At 70.8% G+C, this 19,488-nt stretch carries 17 protein-coding genes; 10 read left to right on the top strand and 7 right to left on the bottom strand.

From position 1 onward, the window contains the following. Positions 1-42: 42 nt before the first annotated feature. A complete protein-coding gene (locus AB0L75_RS30615) occupies positions 43-420 on the bottom strand; it encodes an Lrp/AsnC family transcriptional regulator (protein WP_365187315.1) in 378 nt (125 codons plus the stop codon). A 69-nt stretch (positions 421-489) separates the two neighbouring features. On the opposite strand from AB0L75_RS30615, the gene AB0L75_RS30610 reads away from it, so the two are divergent. Beyond that, positions 490-1,728, top strand: a complete 1,239-nt coding sequence (locus AB0L75_RS30610) for a MalY/PatB family protein (protein WP_365187312.1) — start codon at positions 490-492, stop codon at positions 1,726-1,728. A gap of 129 nt (positions 1,729-1,857) precedes the next feature. Here AB0L75_RS30610 and AB0L75_RS30605 read toward each other — a convergent pair whose 3' ends face one another. Next, complete coding sequence (locus AB0L75_RS30605) at positions 1,858-3,387, bottom strand: Rieske 2Fe-2S domain-containing protein (RefSeq protein WP_365187367.1); 1,530 nt, start codon at positions 3,385-3,387, stop codon at positions 1,858-1,860. A 214-nt stretch (positions 3,388-3,601) separates the two neighbouring features. Between AB0L75_RS30605 and AB0L75_RS30600 the strand changes: the two genes are divergently transcribed. From AB0L75_RS30600 to AB0L75_RS30580, 5 genes are all read left to right on the top strand, one after another. After that, complete coding sequence (locus AB0L75_RS30600) at positions 3,602-4,972, top strand: ATP-grasp domain-containing protein (protein ID WP_365187309.1); 1,371 nt, start codon at positions 3,602-3,604, stop codon at positions 4,970-4,972. Further along, complete coding sequence (locus AB0L75_RS30595; protein ID WP_365187308.1) at positions 4,969-5,529, top strand: GNAT family N-acetyltransferase; 561 nt, start codon at positions 4,969-4,971, stop codon at positions 5,527-5,529. The genes AB0L75_RS30600 and AB0L75_RS30595 overlap by 4 nt, the downstream gene beginning before the upstream one ends. 572 nt (positions 5,530-6,101) lie before the next feature. Then, positions 6,102-7,175 carry an extracellular solute-binding protein gene (locus tag AB0L75_RS30590; protein WP_365187306.1) on the top strand — a complete coding sequence of 358 codons (1,074 nt, stop codon included), beginning with the start codon at positions 6,102-6,104 and terminating at the stop codon, positions 7,173-7,175. Next, positions 7,172-8,713: an iron ABC transporter permease gene (locus AB0L75_RS30585; protein ID WP_365187303.1), complete on the top strand. Its 1,542-nt coding sequence runs from the start codon at positions 7,172-7,174 to the stop codon at positions 8,711-8,713. Before AB0L75_RS30590 ends, AB0L75_RS30585 begins: the two co-directional genes overlap by 4 nt. A gap of 1 nt (position 8,714) precedes the next feature. Beyond that, complete coding sequence (locus AB0L75_RS30580) at positions 8,715-9,791, top strand: ABC transporter ATP-binding protein (RefSeq protein WP_365187300.1); 1,077 nt, start codon at positions 8,715-8,717, stop codon at positions 9,789-9,791. 306 nt (positions 9,792-10,097) lie between these two features. Here the strand turns inward: AB0L75_RS30580 and AB0L75_RS30575 are convergent, their stop codons facing one another. After that, on the bottom strand, positions 10,098-11,435 hold the full coding sequence (locus tag AB0L75_RS30575; RefSeq protein WP_365187298.1) for an MFS transporter: 1,338 nt from the start codon (positions 11,433-11,435) through the stop codon (positions 10,098-10,100). 136 nt (positions 11,436-11,571) lie between these two features. On the opposite strand from AB0L75_RS30575, the gene AB0L75_RS30570 reads away from it, so the two are divergent. The 3 genes from AB0L75_RS30570 (at position 11,572) to AB0L75_RS30560 (ending at position 13,360) form a co-directional block, all read left to right on the top strand. Then, entirely contained in the window at positions 11,572-11,931 is a 360-nt protein-coding gene (locus AB0L75_RS30570; RefSeq protein ID WP_365187295.1) for a metalloregulator ArsR/SmtB family transcription factor, read from the top strand. A gap of 94 nt (positions 11,932-12,025) precedes the next feature. Then, a complete protein-coding gene (locus AB0L75_RS30565) occupies positions 12,026-12,421 on the top strand; it encodes a BlaI/MecI/CopY family transcriptional regulator (RefSeq protein WP_365187293.1) in 396 nt (131 codons plus the stop codon). Positions 12,422-12,424: 3 nt separating this feature from the next. Then, positions 12,425-13,360 (top strand): M56 family metallopeptidase, encoded by a 936-nt coding sequence (locus AB0L75_RS30560; protein WP_365187291.1) that lies wholly within the window; start codon positions 12,425-12,427, stop codon positions 13,358-13,360. A 12-nt stretch (positions 13,361-13,372) separates the two neighbouring features. Here AB0L75_RS30560 and AB0L75_RS30555 read toward each other — a convergent pair whose 3' ends face one another. From AB0L75_RS30555 to AB0L75_RS30540, 4 genes are all read right to left on the bottom strand, one after another. After that, positions 13,373-14,020 carry a phosphatase PAP2 family protein gene (locus AB0L75_RS30555; protein WP_365187288.1) on the bottom strand — a complete coding sequence of 216 codons (648 nt, stop codon included), beginning with the start codon at positions 14,018-14,020 and terminating at the stop codon, positions 13,373-13,375. A 220-nt stretch (positions 14,021-14,240) separates the two neighbouring features. Next, on the bottom strand, positions 14,241-15,419 hold the full coding sequence (locus AB0L75_RS30550; RefSeq protein ID WP_365187285.1) for an MFS transporter: 1,179 nt from the start codon (positions 15,417-15,419) through the stop codon (positions 14,241-14,243). Beyond that, on the bottom strand, positions 15,416-15,982 hold the full coding sequence (locus AB0L75_RS30545) for a Chromate resistance protein ChrB (RefSeq protein ID WP_365187282.1): 567 nt from the start codon (positions 15,980-15,982) through the stop codon (positions 15,416-15,418). Before AB0L75_RS30545 ends, AB0L75_RS30550 begins: the two co-directional genes overlap by 4 nt. Before the next feature lie 147 nt (positions 15,983-16,129). Then, a complete protein-coding gene (locus AB0L75_RS30540) occupies positions 16,130-17,050 on the bottom strand; it encodes an undecaprenyl-diphosphate phosphatase (protein WP_365187280.1) in 921 nt (306 codons plus the stop codon). A 386-nt stretch (positions 17,051-17,436) separates the two neighbouring features. Between AB0L75_RS30540 and AB0L75_RS30535 the strand changes: the two genes are divergently transcribed. Then, positions 17,437-19,485 (top strand): DUF362 domain-containing protein, encoded by a 2,049-nt coding sequence (locus AB0L75_RS30535; protein WP_365187277.1) that lies wholly within the window; start codon positions 17,437-17,439, stop codon positions 19,483-19,485. The last annotated feature ends 3 nt before the right edge of the window (positions 19,486-19,488 follow it).

Here is a 19,488-nt window from a genome sequence, read left to right as displayed (position 1 = left end):
CGTGCGGCCCACTCGGACTGCGCGGGCAGTCGCTCCGCCCGGTCATGCGGCACCAGGCGGGCGGGTCGTCACCGCACGCGGCGGCCGCCCGGGCAAGGGCCGGGGGTGGACGGCCTGCTTCATGACGATGGTCGAGTTGAGGCCGCGGACCCCCGGCAGATGGACGAGTACGGACTCATAGAGGTGCTGGTACGACGGCAGGTCGGCGGTGACCACGCGTATCAGGTAGTCCGGTTCACCGAACAGCCTCTGCGCCTCGATGACCTCCGGGATGTCGGCGAGGGCCGCGTCGAACTCGGTCACCGCGTCGGGCCGGCTCAACGTGGCGAAGAGCAGGACCTCGAACCCGTACCCGATGGCCGCGGCATCGACGACCGCACGGTAGCCGCGGATGATCCCCGCCGTCTCCAGCTCTCGCATAGCGACAATGGGCCTAATGTGGGCAAAGCTAACGAACATTTTGCCCCGCATCGTGGCTAGCATCCAGTTATGGCAACCGATCGCACCCCCTGTGACCCGGCACGACATGCTGTGGCGACGGGATCGGCTTTCGACACCGTCGTGGACCGCAGGGACACCAACTCCATGAAGTGGGCCTACGCCCATCAACTCCTGGCGGCCGACGAGGCCGCGGCCGACCCGTTGCCGATGTGGGTCGCCGACACCGACTTCAAGGCTCCCCAGGCCGTGATCGATGCGCTCCACCAGGCCGTGGACCACGGTGTCTTCGGGTATCCCGGCGGTGCGACCGACAGCTACCTCGACGCCGTGACCGGCTGGCAGGCCCGGCGGTTCGGCTGGGACGTACGGCGCGAATGGGTGCTCCAGACCGCGGGCATCATCACCACCCTCAAGACCGCGGTGCAGGCATTCTCCGCGCCGGGCGACTCGGTCCTGATCCAGCCGCCGGTCTACGTCCACTTCCACGACGACGTCCTGCTCAACGGCCGCCACCTCGCGTACGCGCCGCTGGAGCGGACGGACGACGGCTACCGGTTCGACGCCCGCACCTTCGAGGCCGCCATAAGGCCCGACACCAAGCTGTTCATCCTGAGCCACCCCCACAACCCCACCGGGAACGTCTGGACCGAGGACGAACTGAGGACCATGGGCGAGATATGCGCCCGCCACGGCGTCCTGGTCGTCTCCGACGAGATCCACCAGGACCTCATCATCATCCCGGACATGAAGCACATCCCGTTCGCCTCGCTCGGCCCCGAGTGCGCACAGAACAGCATCACCTGCACGGCCCCCAGCAAGACCTTCAACCTCCCCGGCCTGCAGAGCGCCAACGTCTTCGTCCCCGACCGCAGGCTGCGCGAGGAACTGGCCCGCCAGTACGAGCGCAACCTGTTCCCGCTGGTCAACGTGCTGGGCATGGTCGCCGCCGAAGCCGCCTACACACACGGTGAGCCGTGGCTGGAGGAGCTGCTCACCTACCTGCGCGGCAACCACGCCCACTTCGAGCAGGCCGTCAACACCGCCACCTCGAAGGTCAGGGTCCTGCCGGCCGACTCCCTCTACCTGGCGTGGATGGACTGCCGTGGCCTCGGGATGGACGCCGAGTCCCTGGACAAGTTCATGCTCACCCGAGCGCGCCTGTGGCTGGACAAGGGACAGAAGTTCGGCATCGAGGGCCACGGCTACATGCGGGTCAACCTGGGCTGCCCCCGCTCCACGGTCGACGAAGCCGTACGACGACTGATCACGGCAGTCGAGGGTCTGTGAGCACAGGCGACCGCAGCATGACATCCGCCACCGAGGCCCCTCTCAAGGAACTCGGCGTGCCCCGGTCGGGCAACCTGCTCCGCACCTCCGGTCAACTGCCGCTGCGGGACGGAACCTTGGCAGCCACAGTCACGCGTCCCCGGCCGGGCGGGCGGTGAGGCGGTGGCTGTAAGCGTTCAGGCAGCGGCCCGACTCCAGGTCGAAGCGCCAGTTGTGCATACGGCAGCGCAGGACGCCGTCCCGGATCTCGCCGAAGCGGGCCAGGTCGGCACGGAGGTGGGGGCAGCGGCGCTGGATCTCCCAGCCGTCCAGGCGGATGAACTCGCTCGGCGCCTCGGGTTCGGCGTACCAGGCGTCGGCGTAGCTGATCCGCTCCGGGGAGAGGCACTTGAAGAAGGTGTAGACGTGCTCGTTGTACGGTCCGACCCGCGAGGTCGTGAACCGCATGCCGAGCAGCAGGCTGTTGACCCAGTCGACCTGGTGGCCGGCGATCAGACGCTCCACCAGGTCGCGTTCGAACCGGAAGCGGTAACGGCACGGTTCGCCGTTCCAACGGCGCACCTCGCGGGCGGGGAAGTCGATGACGAGCGGCAGGTCGCCGATGTCCAGGAGGACCGGGCCGCCGACGCCCGCGCAGATGTGGTCGGCGATCCGCAGCAACGGCTCGAACCAGTCCTTGAGAGCGGTGAGGACATCGACACGTGTCCCGGCCGGTCGCCAGGTCCGGCGCTCCTGTGCGATCCGGGGCCGGGCCCGGGCCGCGTACGCCCGCAGGTACGCCTCCTTCTCCTGGAACGCGGTGAACGGGTCCGGGGCCGGGTGGCGGACCTCGCACTGTCCGTGCGCGAACTCCAGGACTGTGCCGGGGACGGTCAGTACGGCCCCGGCGTGGCCGTTGCGGTGCAGGTGGTCCACGAACACCGACTGGTCCGGGAAAGGGTTGTGGTCCTCGCCGTGCAGGTCGTTGAAGTCGAAGAGGTCGTCGTCCAGGAAGCAGGCGGGGCCCGCGTTCGGCACCACGTGCCGAGCGCCGACCTGTTCGATGAAACGCCGCGCCCGTGCCAGGCCGTTGCGCCGGGCGGCCCTGCCGTACACCGCCTTGGCGCGCGCGGGCAGGTCGTAGGCCAGCGGCCACCAGCTGGCGCCGGAGAACTGCAGGAAGTGCGCGTCGTACGGGCCGAAGGCGGCGATCTGTTCGGCCTGCAGGGGCCTCGCGTCGTTCTGGTTGAGGATGCGCGCCGAGCCGTCGGCCACCGCGAGGGCCGAGTCCCCGATCGGTCCGTCGACCGGTGCGCTCACGGCGGTGATCGCCACGCGCAGGCCGCCGCCGAGTTCGACGGGATCGCCGTTGGGCAGCCGGCGAAAGCGGGTGAAGCCGAGGGTGGCGAGTGCGCCCCGCAGGTCGTCGAGGGGGTAGTCGGGGAGGAGGACGGTGGTGTCGCGGCCCACGCGCTCGCGCAGATGGGCGGGGTCGAAGTGGTCCTGGTGGAGGTGGGAGACGTAGAGGTAGTCGGGGCACGCGTACCGGTCCCAGGGGAGCGCGCTGTTGTCGGGGAAGGGGAACCAGGAGGCGAAGTACGCGGGGCTGGTCCACGGATCACAGAGGATGCTCCCCGCGGTCGTCTCCAGGTAGAGCCCGGCGTGGCCGAGCATCGTCACTCGCAAGGCGTGTCCGTTTCCGTGTCCGTTTCCGTTTCCGTTTCCGTTCCGCAGGGTGCCGACGTGTTCGGCTTCCTACGAGAACGAGAACGCCGGGGAAAGGGCACCCTGCAAAAGCCCGGGCGGCCGGGCATTTTAACGGCCTGACAGCGCGACCGACGACCCACGGTTTCTTTACGTCCGGGGCGCATCGCCGGACTGCATAATCCACGGCGTGATTGCGTCCCTCGACGATGTCGAGCGCCTGCTGCGGCCCGCCCGCTTCCTCGGCACCGCCCCGCGCCCGCTCTACCTGCTGCCGCTGCTCCGCACGGACTGCCTGGCCGGACTGCTGACGCCCGAGGACGCGGACGCGGGCTGGACCGATCGGTTCGCCGCGCACATGTACACGCTGGAGGAGCGGACCCGGAGCCGCGTGGACACACTGAGCGGCCGCGATCTGGACGCCCTGATGGACCACCTGCCCGGCCTGGTGGGGCACCGGTGGCGGGGCCGCACGCTCGCCCTCGCCGCCTACGGGACGTACCGGCCGCACTGGCAGCAGGCCGTCGAGGCGACCGGCGCCCGGCTGCTCGTGCCGGACGTGCAGCACGCCTGGGAGGCGCTCAAGGACAAGGCCGCGATGCGGGACTGGTTCCGGCAGCTGGGGGTGCCGACGCCGGACGACGTGGTGGTGGGCGGCGTGGACGGGATCGACTACCCGGCACTGCGGCGCCGCTTCGGCGACCGGTTCGTCGTACAGAAGCCGCGGAGCGCGGGCGGCAACGGCACGTACCTGGTCACCGACGGGAGCACGGCGGCGGACCTGCCGTCGCGGTCGCGCTGGCTGGTCAGCGAGTACGTCGGAGACACCACCCTGGCCTGCTACGGCTTCGTCGCCCACGACGGGACGGCCGAGACGCTGCGTGCGGCCCTGCAACTGGCCGGGATCGAGGAGACGGGCGCCGGGTTCGGCGAGTACTCCGGCTCGGACTTCGGCGCCCCCGCGCTGCTGCCGCCGGCCGTGCTCGCCCGGACGAACGACGCGATGGAACGCATCGGCCGGAGCCTCGCCGACCTCGGTTACCGGGGCATCTTCGGCGCCGACTTCGCCGTGTGCGCGAACTCCGTCGTCGCGCTGGAGGTCAACTGCCGTGTGCTGGGCTCGACCTGGCTGCTGGGCGAGATCGAACTCGGGGAGGAGCAGGTGCCTACGCTGGTACGGCACATGGCCGAGCGGCACGGCCACCGGACCCTCGGCAAACCCCAGCAGGACCCCGCGGACGGCGTTCAACTGACCGTACGTCACTCCGCCCCCGAACCCTGCTACGTGCCGTACGCACCCGCCCCCGGTGTGTACGCCCTCCAGGACGATCGCTTGGTCTTCCGCCGCCCCGGCTATGGGCTGCTGGAGTGCGGGGCCGACGAGTGCGTCCTGGTGAACCTGGCGCGGGAAGGGACGGTGCTGCACCCGCGCGGCATCCTCGGCCGGCTCGTCACCCGGCGCCCGCTGACCGCGCCGGACGGCCGTTCGCTCAACGCCCACGGCCGTCGTCTCGTCCAGGCCCTGCGCCGCCTCTACTCGTTCGGGGAGGAGCGGATTTGACCCCGCCGCCGCTCTACGTCCGTCCGGCCGTCCCGGAGGACCTGAAGACCCTGCGCCACTGGCGGCGGGAGGCCGCCGGCTGGCTGGCGGTGCGGCACGGCTCCGACCAGTGGTCGAAACCCTTCCGCCCCCGGCTCACTCTGTCCCTCATCGAGCAGGGCGCGACTGTGATGGCCATGCTCGCCCCCGAGGGCGAACCGGTGGCCACCCTCACCCTGCTCCCGCACGGCCATCCACGCCTGTGGACCCCGGCCGAACTGGCCGTCCCGGCGCGCTATCTCCGCAAGGTGATCGTCGCCCGCCCGCACGCCGGCCGCGGCATCGGCGCGACCCTCCAGCAGTGGGCCCGCGCCCGCGCCGCCGCCGACGGCGCCCGAATGGTCCGCCTGGCCGCCTGGACCGACAACACCGGCCTCCACGCGTACTACACCGGCCAGGGCTGGCGGCACATCAGAACCGTCCCCGGCATTCCGGCGGGCGCGCTGTTCGAGACCACGGCGAAGGACGTGCAGCACCTGAGGGTGATCGAGCTGGGAAGGATCCCGCTACCCGCTTGAGCGCCTTCGGCTGTCCGTGCTGAGGATGACGTCGAGGCCGGCCGATCGGCAGGCGGCGATCAGCTCGGGCAGGCGGTCAGGGACCGTTCCCGTTCCAGCGCGTCGGATTGTCGGCCTGGCACAACACGCCCACCATGGCGCGGAGTTCGAGCAGCTCGGGCGATGGTGGTCGCCCGGTCGGCGAGGGTGATTTGCCTGATCAGCGCCGTGCGGCCTCCTGCTGGATCCTGCTCAGGACACCCGTGCCGGGCAGGCCGCTCATGCACCGCGTCGCCTTCGTCGTGTGGAGCACCCGCTGTCACGCTTGGGTAACCGTTCGTGCAGTCAACGGTGATGGGGCTGCCATGAGGTCGCTATGAGTGAGCTATGGGATGGTCAAAAAGGCGCTGTCAAAGTGAGGCAAATCGGTTTCTTAGGGGCGCTGAAGTGGCCGAATAGGTACTTGTCGACGCTCTGTGGATGTGTTTTCAGGCAAGGCTTACCTAAGTACGGTGTGCCTTGCTTTGTTGATGGCGGGTGTGTGCCGTGGGGGCGGCGTCGACGGCCCGCCCGCGTCTCACTTCGGAGGTCCCATGTCTCGTGTCGTCCTGCGGTCCGCGCGCCGGTCCGCCGTGCTGGCGACGGCGGTGTCGCTGTCGGCCCTGGCGCTGGCGGGGTGCGGCGGTTCGAACGATTCGGGAAGCTCGGACGATTCGTCGTCGGGTGGTTCGCTGAAGGGGCAGACGATCACCGTCTACAGCGGTCAGCACGAGCAGACGGTCAGCGCGCTGGTGAAGGACTTCCAGACGCGGACCGGCATCAAGGCCAACGTGCGCTCCGGTGACGAGGCGGAGTTGGCCAACCAGATCCTCACCGAGGGCCCGGCCTCCCCGGCGGACGTGTTCTTCGCGGAGAATCCGCCCGCGCTCACCACCCTGGAGAACAAGGGCCTGCTGGCGAAGGCGAATGCCGCCACCCTGGCGGCGGTTCCGTCGGCCGACAGCTCGGCCAAGGGCGACTGGGCGGGCGTCTCCGCCCGCGAGGCGGCGTTCGTCTACGACACCGGCAAGCTCAAGGCGGGCCAAGTGCCGTCCGGGGTCAAGGATCTGGCCGGCCCGGCATGGAAGGGGAAGCTGGGCATCGCGCCGAGCGAGACGGACTTCACTCCGATCGTCACCAGGATGATCAAGACGGAGGGCCAGGCCGGCGCGAAGAGCTGGCTGGAAGGGCTGAAGGCCAACAGCAAGGTCTACGGCAGCAACGAGGACCTGGTCGCCGCGGTGAACCGGGGTGAGGTCGAGGGCGGCGTGATCGACCACTACTACTGGTACCGGCTGCGCGACGAACAGGGTGCCGCCCACATGCACAGCGCCCTCGGCTACTTCAAGCAGGGCGACCCCGGCGCGCTGGTGGACGTCTCCGGCGCTGCCGTCCTCTCCCACGGCAAGCACCAGGCGGCCGCCCAGGCGTTCCTCGCCTACCTGACCAGCAAGCCCGCCCAGCAGATCATCGCCACCTCCGAGAGCTACGAGTACCCGCTCGTGGCAGGAGTGAAGAACACCAAGGTGAGCCGGGCCCTGACCGCCTCCGGACCGGTCACCCGGGCCAGTGACCTCGGCGACGGCAAGGACGCGCTGCAACTCCTGCAGTCCGTCGGTCTGCTGTGAGGACCCTTCGTACGGCGCCGGGCCCGCTGCCGCTGGTGGCGGGCCTGGTCGCGCTGCTCGTCGCCTCGCCGCTGGTGTTCGTCGGGCTGCAGGCCGCGCAGGCGGGCGGAGACACCGCGCACCGCCTGCTCGACCGGCCTGTGGTGGGCACGCTGCTGTGGCACACCGTCGCCCTCACCACGGTCGTCACCGCCGGCACGCTCGTACTCGGCTTTGCCGCCGCCTACCTGGTGGAACGCACCGACCTGCCCGGCCGCCGGGCGTGGACGGTGGCGCTGGCCATGCCGCTCGCGGTGCCGGAGTTCGTCCACGGCTACTCCTGGGTCTCGCTCTTCCCCCAGGTCCAGGGGTACTGGGGTGCGGTGCTGGTGATGACCTCGTCGCTCTATCCGTTGGTGTTCCTGCCGGTGGCGGCCACGCTGCGGCACACCGACGCCTCGGCCGAGGAGGTCGCGCGCAGCCTGGGCCGAGGCCGGCTCGCGACCCTGTGGCGGGTCACGCTGCCGCTCACCCGCCCCGCCCTGGCGGGCGGTGCGCTGCTCGTCTCGCTCTATCTCCTGGGCGAATACGGGGCGTTCGCGATGCTGCGCTACACCACCTTCGCGACCGCGATCTACAACGAGTACCAGACCAGCTTCGACATGGCCTCCGCCAGCCTGCTCACCCTCGCCCTGGTCGGCCTCGCCCTCCTCCTCGTCGTGCTCGACGCGCGCGCCGCACGGCGTGGCCGAGTGGTGCGCGAGGGCACCACCGGGCGCGGCTGCACGCCGGCAGCCCTGGGCCGCTGGAAGCCGGTCGCCGCGGTCGCGTTGCTGGCGGTGGTGGGGGTGACGCTCGGGGTGCCGGTCTTCGCCCTCGTCCACTGGCTGCTGCGCGGCAGTTCCACCACCCTGCCGTCCGCCTCCATCGTCACCGAGACGGTGACGACCCTGGGGTACTCCCTGACGGCGGCGGCCGTCGCCACCGCGGCAGCGGTGCCGGTGGCGCTCTACTCCTGGCGCCGTCCCACCCGCCTGGCCCGTACCGTGGAACGCGCCGCCTACCTGACCAGGGCACTGCCCGGCATCGCCGTCGCCCTGTCGGTGGTGTACTTCGCGATCCGCTACGCCCAACCCCTCTACCAGCAGCCATCGTTGCTGGTGGCCGGGTACGTGGTGCTGTTCTTCCCGCTCGCCCTGACCTCCGTGCGGGCCTCCCTCGCCCATGTGCCGCACGGCGTCGAGGATGTGGCGCGCTCGCTGGGAGTGCGCAGGATCGTCGTCCTGGGCCGGGTCACCCTGCCGCTGATCCTTCCCGGGCTCGGCGCGGCCTTCGCGATGGTCACCCTCACGGCGAGCACCGAACTCACCGCCACGCTGCTGCTGCGCCCGACCGGCACCGAGACCCTCGCCACCCAGTTCTGGGTCTACACCGCGGGCCTCTCCTACGGGGCGGCGGCACCGTACGCCGCCGTGATGGTGGCCATGTCCGTGCCCGCCGTGCTGATCCTGACCCGCCGCACCTTCCGCACTCCCTCAACCGCGCCCGAGGAGAACTGAGATGACCGGCCAGCCGGGCCTGTTGATCAACCAATTGGAGGCAGCACACGGCCGCAGCCCGGTGCTCACCGGACTCGACCTCACCGTCGAGGACGGAGCGCTCGCCTGCGTCCTGGGGCCCTCCGGCTGCGGCAAGAGCACCCTGCTCCGCATCGTCGCAGGCTTCCACTCCGCGACCTGGGGCACGGTCACCCTGCACGGCCGCGTCCTCGACGACGGCCGCACCAGGGTCCCCGCCGAGCGCCGGCACATCGGGTACGTCCCCCAGGACGGGGCGCTCTTCCCCCACCTGACCGTCGCCGCCAACATCGGCTTCGGCCTCTCCCGCGCCGACCGCCGCGAGCGGGTGGGGGAGATGCTCGACCTCGTCGGGCTCGACGGGCTCGCCGACCGCCATCCGCACCAGCTCTCCGGCGGCCAACAGCAACGCGTGGCCCTGGCCCGCGCCCTCGCACCCAGGCCCCAACTCCTCCTGCTCGACGAGCCGTTCGCCGCCCTCGACGCCGCGCTGCGCACCGAACTGCGCACGGAGGTCGCAGCCACCCTGCGGCGCGCGGGCGCCACCGCGATCCTGGTGACCCACGATGTGGACGAGGCCCTCGCTTTCGCCGACACGATCGCCGTGATGCGGGACGGCCGTATCGTGCAGGCCGGCACCCCCCATGCTCTCTATCACCGGCCGGCCGACGCGGGCATCGCCCGAGCGCTGGGCGAGGCCAACCTGCTGTCCGCCAAAGCCGCCGACGGATACGCCGCGACCGCGTTCGGACCCCTGCCCCTGAACACCGACACCGAACAGGACGGTGTCGTCATGCTGCGGCCCCACCAACTCCGCATGACCTCCGAGCCTGGCCCGCACACCGTCCAGGCCCGCGTCACCGCCTGTCTGTTCCGGGGCCACGACCACCGCATCGAACTCGCCCCCGACCCCGGCCGGGACCTTCCCGAGCACCTCGTCGTCTACACGGACACCGCACCACCTGCGATCGGCACCCAGGTCCACCTGCGGGCCCAGGGCCCCGCCCACCCCCTCCATACCGAGCACTGCTCGGCACAGACGGAGACCGTCGCGTCGTAGCCCCGACCCCGGTGCGGAGGCGATCGAGATGGTCCAGCGCACTCCGGCCACGGTGGCGGTGGCCAGGGCGTCGCGCAGGCCGAGGCGCAGATGCTGCACCGGCGTCGCCATGGGACGGGCGGGCTCCGACCTGGCTCTGGAAAACGCCGACGCGGTGATCGTCCGCGACGAGCTTGCCACCGTGCCCGCACGCTGGTCGTGCGGAACCTGGTCGTCGCCGGTGTCCTCAGCGCGGGCCTTGGGCCGCCGAGTGAGCCGCCGGAAGGCTCCCGCTCAGGCGGCGGAGCCTGGAGGACTGCCCCTTCCTCAGTGGTGTGCGTGGAGGCCGTCGGACAGGCTGTGGCTGTGGCGCCAGCCGGTCCCGACCTGTACGGCGTCCACCAGATGAGGATGACCGTCGTGGAGATCGGTGTGCTCGTGCTCGGCGGGCGCCTGTTTCCCCGACGGCCACAGGCGTACCGCGACGAGTCCGGCGGCCAGTGTGATCACGCCCAGCGCGACCACGGCCGACTGAAGGCCCGCCGTCGCGCCGAGCCAGCCGGCGAGCGGGTACGTCAGCAGCCAGCAGCTGTGGGAGAGGGAGAACTGCGCGGCGAACGCCGATGTGCGTTCCCCGGGCGGGGCGGAGCGGCGGATCAGCCGGCCGGTGGGCGTGAGCACCATGGAGCAGGCGGCACCGAAGGCGGCCCAGGTGAGGAGTAGCGCGGGCCAGCGCCAGCCGCCGGTCCCCGCAGCCGTGAGGCCGCCAAGTCCGGCGAAGACGACCGGGAGCAGCAGGGCGCCGCGCAGCATCACCGTCCGGTCGGAGACGCACTCCAGTACGCGGGGGAGCAGCAGGGCGACGATCATCGAGCCGCCGCCGTACGCCCCGAGGGCCAGCGACACCTGCGCCGCACTCCGCCCCAGATGATCGCGGACGTACACCACGCTGTTGACCGTGACCATCGCGCTCGCAGCCGCCACCGCGAGGTTGAGGGCGAGCAGGGCCCGGAGTTGCGGAGTGGAGAAGAAGAGGCGGCTGCCGGCGGTGGCCTTGGCGTAGACGCCACCGCTGCGCGGCTGGGCAGGGGCGACCGGTTTCGGCAGTACGACGGAGACCACGAGGGCCGCGGAGGCGAGGAAGCCGGCGACGGTGCCGAGGAAGAGCCAGTTGTAGGTGATGAGGGAGAGCAAGGCGGCGGCGAGGGCCGGGCTGAAGAGGTTCTCCAGGTCGTAGGCGAGACGGGACAGCGACAGTGCCTGGGTGTAGTCCCGCTCGGCGGGCAGCACGTCGGGGATGACCGCCTGGAAGGTGGGGGTGAACGCGGCCGACGCGGACTGGAGCAGGAAGATCAGGACGTAGACCTGCCACACCTGGTCCACGAACGGCAGCATCAGCGCCACCGAGGCCCTGATCAGGTCCGCACCGACCATCAGCGCCCGGCGCGGCAGGCGGTCGGCGACCGCGCCGATGGCCGGGGCGATCGCCACGTACGCCCCCATCTTGATCGCCAGCGCGGTCCCGAGGACCGAACCGGCCCCGGCGCCCGCGATGTCGTACGCGAGCAGACCGAGCGCGACCGTGGCCAGGCCGGTGCCGACCAGGGCGATGACCTGGGCGGTGAAGAGGTGCCGGTAGGTGCGGTTGCGCAGGACGGTGAGCATGCGGCGGTCCCGAGGCGGATCGGAGGTGGGCTCGATCCCTCCACTGTACATACAGGTGCGCATCTGCGCACATGTTGATTTCAGGTCGAAGTGACCGGAGGCCACGCCCGCCCGCTCCGGCCCTTACGCTGTCTGCATGCCTGCTCGCGAGTCCTTGCCAACTGCACCCGGTACGCATCTACGTGCCCCGGACAGCGCGCGTCTCACGGAGGCGACCGAGGTGTTCGCGATGCTGTCCGACGCGACCCGGCTGCATCTGCTGTGGCTGCTGGCCCAGGGGGAGTCGGACGTCGGCTCGCTGACCGAGCGGTGCGAGGCGTCCCGGACGGCGGTGAGCCAGCACCTGGCCAAGCTGCGGCTCGCGGGCCTGGTGGAGACGCGGCGCGAAGGGCGGTACATCTACTACCGCCTGCGGGACGGGCATCTGCGGCGGCTGGTGATGGAGGCCCTCAGCCACGCCGACCACCGGGTGAGCGGGCAGGCCCCACACGACTGACCCCGTTGCTGGAGATGGCTGTTTTTCTACGTCTCGTAGTAGCTTGAACGGGGCCAAGGCGGAGCTTGCTGGGGCGGGGAGAGGGAGGTGCCGGATGACCGGCGGTGCGAACGGCCGTAAGGAAGCCCGGCGCCGTGCGCGGGGAGAGCTGGAGGGGGAGGTGCTGGCGGCCCTGTGGGCGGCCGGCGGCCCGGCGACGGCTGTGGTGGTGCTCGAGTATCTGGGGGACGACACCGCCTACACCACCGTGCTGACGATCCTGACGCGGCTGTGCGACAAGGGGATGGTGGCCCGGCAGCGCGAGGGCCGCAGCTACCTGTACACGCCCGTGGACGACCAGCCGGGGATGGCCGCGGCGGGGATGCACTCGCTGCTGGACGAGGGCGGGGACCGTGCGGCGGTGCTGGCCCGGTTCGTGTCGGATCTGTCGGCCGAGGACGAGCGGCTGCTGGAGCAGCTGCTGCACGGTGACGGCCCCCTGCGGGGATAAGGCGTGTTCTGGCCCGTACCGATGTATCTGCCGCTGCTGGTGAGCGCGGCGCAGGCGCTGGTGGCGCCGTGGGCGGGGCGCAGGATGCCGCCGCGGGCAGGGACATGGGCGATGGTGTGCGCGGCCGTCGTGGCGGCCGGTACATGGGTGACCGAGCTGGCGATTCTGGCGTTCACCGCGGTGGGTCAGGTGCCGCTCGTGGCGGCGCAGGGGTCGTGGTCGGTGAGTGTGCTGGCGGCGGAGGACCCGGTGAACCGGGAGGTCGCCGCGGTGTGCGCCGGGGTGGTGCTGGTCGTGGTGGTCAGTGTGACGGTGGCGTCCTGGCGCCGGGGGCGGGCGCTGGTCGACGCCTGGCGGGAGTGCCGGCACATCGCCGGGGGCGGGGAACTGGCCGTGGTCGACGATCCGGTGCCGGCGGCCTTCGCCGTTCTCGGCGCGCCCGGGCGCGTGGTGGTCTCCTCAGGGATGCTGCGGCTCTTGGACGCGCCGGAGCGGCGGGCCCTGCTCGCCCATGAGCGGGCGCACCTGAGGCATCGGCACCATGTGTTCTCGCTGGTGTTGCATCTGACGGCCGCGGTCAATCCGTTGCTGCGGCCGTTGGAGCGGGCCGGAGCGCTTGCGGTCGAGCGGTGGGCCGACGAGGAGGCGGGTGCCGAGGTGGCGGACCGGCAGCTGGTGGCCCGGGCCATCGCGCGGGCCGCCCTGGCGGCGAGCCGGGCCCGACGTGCGGCTCTGGCCGCCACCGGCGGGCAGGTGCCCCAGCGCGTCCGTGCGCTGATGGCCCCGCCGGTACGGCGCCACAACGGTGCGACGGCTGCGTTCGCGGTGCTGATGGCGGCATGCTGCGCGAGTCTGGCCCTGACCGCGCATGACACGGAGCGGCTGTTCGAAGCCGCGATGCACGCACATGCCGCCGGAGCGCACCTGCCGTCGAAGTGACCGGTTCGACTTCTACTGGGCGTGCTGTGGGGCGGCTGTTTCGGCGGCCAGCAGGGGGCGCAGCACGCCGCGGCTCAGGTTGGCGACCAGTGGGCCGGCCCAGCGGCGCAGTGCGAGGCTGGTGGCGTAGGCGACGGGGAGGGCGAGGACGGCGGAGCCGAGGACGTCGTGGGGGTAGTGGGCGCCGACGTAGACCCGGGTGAAGCCCTCCACCACGGCGAACACGGCCGCGATGGCGCTCAGGCGGCGGTCCAGCAGGAACAGCGCGGCCACGGTCGCGGCGGCCACGGTGGAGTGCCCGCTGGGGAAGGCGTAGTCGGAGCGCGCGGGACAGGCGTCGACGATGTAGGCGTGGGGCATCGACCGGCACGGCCGTACCTCGGCGACGATCTTCTTGACCACCTCGGCGGCGGCGAAGGCGATCACCACGGCGACCGGCGCGGCCAGCGCGACGGTCATCGCCTGCGTGCCACGGCGGCGCGCACTCCACCAGCCCATGACCATGAGCACCGCGAAGACGCCCAGGCCGAGGTTGGTCCACAGCTCGATGGGGGTGTTCAGCCACTTGGTGTCGCGGGCGAAGTCGGTGACGGAGGTGAACAGCGACCCGTCGATGCCGGAGCCGTCGAAGGCCAGTTGGGCAGTGGCGGGCGCGGTCATCGGCGGACGTCCTTCCGTATGAGCACGAGTGACGCGGAACGGCCCGCGGCCTCGGTCGACCTCCACGACCGGTGATGGCATGCTGATGACATCCCGGTGAACGAGTGGTGGCCGTCAGCCTAATCTACTACATGTTGTAGAAACTCAGTCCGTGGTCGGCCCGGATCGGCTCGTTCACCGGATCACGCCTGTCGTCCGCTTGCGCAGGAGGGGCCGCGGGTCACCCTCTCTTGAGGTGAACTCGCAGGAGAGTGATCATGGGGCCGAGGGCGAGGATGACGGCGAGTGCGGCGTAGCCGTGGGTGAGGGTGGTGAGGGAGGCCACCGTCGCGACGAGCAACGGGCCGCCCGCGTCGCCGAGTTCGCGGCCGAGTTCTGCGGCGCCCATGGTCTGCCCGAGCCGCTCGGTGGGGGTGCTCGCGGCGAGGGCGGCGAAGCCGAGCGGGGTGATCAGACCGGTTCCGGCGCCGATCAGCGCGGCGCCGACGAGGATGCCGGTCAGGCCGGGCAGCATGGCGCACCCCATGCCGGCGGCGGTGAGCACAAGCCCCGCCGTGATGCCCGTACAGGTGGTGAGTCGGCCCTGGTCCAGCGCCCGCCCCGCCTTCGGCTGAACGACGGCCGCGCAGGCCGCCAGCACCGACACGGCGGCACCGGTCGCCACCGTACCCAGGCCGGCCGCCCGCCCGGACACCGGCAGGAATCCCACCCCGACGGACAGGGCGGCGGTCGCCGCGGCCAGTGCCGAGGTGGGGGCGAGGAAGGCGGGGTCGGCCAGCCGCCGGGCCAGATCCAGCACTGTCTGCCGGGCCTTCGGCAGCGGTGGTACGACGGGAACGGAGAGCGCGGCCCATACGGCGACCGCCGCGCCGAGTGCGGCCAGGACGGCGAACAGCAGCCGCAGCCCGCCGACCCAGACCAGCACCCCGCCCAGCAGCGGACCGAGGGTGTAGCCGATCGACTTGTAGAAGCCGTAACTGCCGAAGGCGCGGCCGTGCTTGGCGGCCGGGTTGAGGCGGGCGACCAGCGCGGAGGCCGACGGGGAGAACGCGGAGGCCGCGGCACCCTGCCCGAGGCGGGCGGCCCACAGCCAACCGGGGCTGTCCGCGACGACGTACAGCGCGGACGCGGCCGCGAAGGCGACGAGTCCGCCGAGCAGCACGGGCCGCGCGCCGATCCGGTCGGCGAGCGTGCCGAACACCGGCTTGAGGAGCACCTCGGCGCCGTCGTACAGGGCCAGCAGACCGCCGAGCACCAGCAGCGAGGTGACCGCGCCCTGGGCGTGCCCGCCGAGGTTCGCGGCGATCCCGTGCGCGCCGAAGGCGGTGGTGAAACCGGCCGCGTACAGCGGCCACATGTGCTTGGCCGGAGCCGACCGCCCCGCGGCTGCCGTGGTCATCGTTCCGTCTCCGGGATCTGGTGCAGGGCGGCGAAGACGCGCTCGGCGTAGTCCTCGCAGACGGCCACACACTGCTTGAGCCGCTCGCCGGCCTCGGCCGCCTCGGGAGCCCCGAACACGTCGCGTGCTGTCAGATCCCGGTGCCAGCGCCGCAGCCGCTCCAGCGACTGCTCCTCTTCCTCCAGTTCGGCGAGGGTGAACTTGGAGATACGGATCTCCTTGGCGATCTCCGCTTCGAACTTGCCGCAGTCGGCCAGGAACTCCGCCCAGTTCGCCGACCGGGCGGCACCGAACATCTTCTGGAGACGGACGGTGTCCTGCGGGCCACGCCCGGCGGCATTCAGCGTCACGACCTGGCCGTCGGCCTGCTCGGTCAGCGTGATCGCCCGCGCAATGCCGTCGGCGAAGACAGGCACGTCCGGTACGGCCCAGATCCCCTGGCCGAGCGAGAGCGCGCCGATCCTGCGCAGCTCCCGCCAGACCGCCACACGGTGCCGCGACGGCTGGGCAGGCAGTTTGATCACGAGGACGAGCCAGCGGCTCTCCGGTTCCACACTCGACACATCATGGAATGTAGCAGGCGTTACATGCGATGGCTGCGGGTGGGTGAACGCGGAAGGCGTGCGCCCGGGGCGGAGATCCGGTCAGCGGCGTAGCCGGCGCAGACGTCCTCGTAGAAGCAGCTCCTGACGCCGAACCCCCGTGCCCGATCAGCCCATGGTGAAGTAGGCCAGGCTGCCGAGTCCGGCGAGGGTGCAGTAGACGGCGAACGGGATGAGGGTGCGGTTCTCGAAGTACCGGACGAGGAAACGGGTGGCGAGGTAGGCCGCGATGAAGGCGGCGACGCTGCCCGCCAGTAGCGGTCCGCGCAGGCCGTTGCCCTCGGGGCCGAGGAGCGGGGGCAGCTTGAGCAGCGCAGCGCCGCCGATCACGGGGGTGGCCAACAGGAAGGCGAAGCGGGCGGAGTCCTCGTGGCTGAGGCCCTTGAAGATGCCCGCGCTGATGGTGGAGCCGGAGCGGCTGATGCCTGGAAACAGGGCGAGGATCTGGGCTGCGCCGATCGTCACTGCCTGGCGGATGGTCATCCGGGTGATCCGCAGGTCCGACAGCTCGTCCGGGCTCAGGTGCTCCTCGTCGGGCGTGACGGCGTTCTCGGCCCGCCTGCGGCCGGTGCCGCCGCGTCGCAGCTGTTCGGTCACGAAGAGGACGATGCCGTTGAGGGCCAGGAAGATCGCGGTCGGGATGGGCCGCCCGAGCGTCGTACGGAAGACCTTGTCGAGCGCGACGCCGGCGACGGCCACCGGAATGCAGGCCGTGATGATCAGCCAGGCGAGCCGCTGGTCCACGGTCTGGATGCGGCGTTGCGTGATCGACGTGATCAGTCCGCGGATCACCCGGACCCAGTCGCGCCAGAAGAAGACCACCAGGGCGAGCGCGGTGGCCAGGTGGAGGCCGACCAGTTCGTTGAGGTAGAGGGAACCGTCGGCGGAGACGTCCAGGTCGTGCTTCCAGTGCCCGCCGAGCAGCGCGGGAATCAGGATGCTGTGCCCCAGGCTGGAGACGGGGAACAGCTCGGTGACGCCTTGCAGCAGGCCGACGCCTATGGCTTCGGGGTAGGTCAGGACGGACATGGATGGCCTTTTGCTCGGAATGCAGGGGTCAGGCTTGGGGCGACGCTCGCGGCGGCTCCGGCCAGTCCGGAAACTACTACATCTTGTAAAACCATGCGGCTTGGGCGAGTGGTGTTCATCTCGGCGACCCGCAAGGTTCACCATCCCTCGTGCCGCGATTCGCGTTCGACGTCAGCGCGTCCTGCCGTGCGTCCACCTTCCGCGCAGTAACATCCCATTTGAAGATTTTTAGTCGTTTTTGACGGATGTCCTGGGTCGACCATGGGCACCACTGAACGACGCGCCCCTAGGCGGAGGCCATGCAGATGATCTCCCAGAACGATAGGGCCCTTGTCGCAGCCGTCGTGCGGTCCACCCGGACCCGGCCACTTCCGCCCGCGCGCCTGTTGGCAGACGCGGTGACCCGGGCCGGACTCTGGGAGCGGCTCGCCGAACGCGCGGCCGGCGATCCGGGCGGGTTGGCGGTGATGCTGACGCCGGGAACATCCGCGTACGGCGATCCGACGACGGCGGTCAGCGCCGTGCTCGTGGAGCACCTGATCGACCTGCTGTGTGACAGGGGCTACCCGAACATCACCGTCGGAGCCGCCCGCTGCGGCCCGGACCTGTGGCTTGACGGCCCAGGGCTCCTCCAGGCCTGTCGCCGGCTCGGCTACGGCGGGCGCACCCAACAGGGCAACGCCTACCGGATCGTTGACCTGCGCGAGGACATCGAACCGGCCCGGTTTCCCGCTTCCAGCGTGCTGCACGGCAGCGGAATGGCACGGGGTTGGCTGGAGGCGGACTTCCGCATCAACATCGCGAAGAACAGCACCCATCCGGAGTTCGGGTACGCCCTGTGCCTGGCCAATCTGCTGGGCGTGCTGCCGCACGCCGACACACATCATCACTACCGGGCGCGCCACGACGGCGGCGAGGTCGTCGTGGACCTCCTGAGTTCCTACCCACCGGACTTCCACATCATCGACGCGGTGGTGAGCAGTCACGGGTGCGCCGGCTCGTACGTGGGCAAACCGCTGGAAACGGGGACGGTCATCGCCGCCCCGGACGGAGCGCTGGCGGACATGGTCGGCGCTCTGCTCATGCGCGTCGATCCTCTCTCGTCACCGCTGCATGCACGGGTGTTCCGCGACAGGGGGCTGCCGGACGGCTATCACCTCGACGGAGACCTGACGCCGTACCAGGGATGGCGCAACCCTCCAAGAGCCCTGGTCGAGTCGGTGCGCCGGCTCGACCCGGACGGCCGGGTGCACCGGCTGTTCAGCATCGCCTCCTGGCAGGTGGCCCCGGATGCGGCAGGGTTCACCGATCCCGCGCTCGCACGGCTCTCCCGCGTCCTCACCACGCTGATCCGCGTCGCGGACGAGAACCCGGCGGCTTCCGCTGCCCTCTGCACCGTGATCGGGGCAGCCGCGTCGGCGTCGTCCACCGTACGCGCGTGGCGTACCGGGTACGGGAAGGAGAAGATCCGGCGCCGGAACGTCTCCCTCGCCATCGACCCGGACGCCTATGCCCACAGCGAGTTCGACCGGATCAACGGTCTCCTCCAGCCGTTGGAAGAAGTGATCGGCGCGCTTCCCGCAGATGCCTGGTCGATGCGGTGGCAACACCTGGGCAACTCGGTCCTCTTCGGTTGCGAACGCACCGTCAACGCGCCGTACGCGGAGTTCGTGCGCCGGGTGGATATCAGCCGGTCCATCAGTTATATGACCGACTACCTGGGCGGACGGGTCCATGTGGTGTCCCGCGATGCGCAAGGGCGGCCCACCCGCCAGATCGAACGCAATCTGTATCTGGCGCAGCCGAACTACATGGCGTTCTACGGCGGACCGCCCATCGATGTCTGCAAGCTTGAGTCGATCAGCTACGAGGAGCAGTCGCAGCGGATCGCCTGGCGCACGGTCCGCAGCCCGAACGGCTCAGCCGAGTACGACGACGGTTCGGTGGCCTTTCTCCCGGCGGACGGAGGAGACAGGACCCGGATCGTGGTCCGGGTGCGCCAGCGGTTCACGCTGCCGCTGACCTGGCAGGTATTCCGTCCCGAGTCCCGGCCGAAGCTCAGGGACCCGCTGGTGCGGGATGCCTATCAGCGGTTCTTCATCCGCACGCTCGACAACTTCGAGGCGGAGTACGAGGGACGGTCGTACCGGATCGGCCGCGCCTGGGAGGAACATGACGACATTCTGGCCGCCGAGCTGCCCACCCGGCGCCTGACCGAGGCCGTCCAGCTCGTACGGAGCGCCGCGTCGCAGGCCCTGGCCGTGTCGAGGCTGCCGGGACGGTTGGGCCCGGACGGCTTCCGGCACGTCGCGCCCGGCGACGTCCCGTCCCGTTCCGGATTGCTCGCGGAACTCCGGGAAGAGCTGCGCCCCGCGGTCACCGGTTTCTGGCAGGGGCTGCGCGAAGCCGTGGCCCGGGACAAGCAATCGAGGTAGTCA

Source organism: Streptomyces sp. NPDC052101 (assembly GCF_040680235.1).
Taxonomy (GTDB): Bacteria; Actinomycetota; Actinomycetes; order Streptomycetales; family Streptomycetaceae; genus Streptomyces.
Note: the sequence above shows the minus strand (reverse complement) of the source record. Positions and strands in the feature narration are given on the sequence as shown.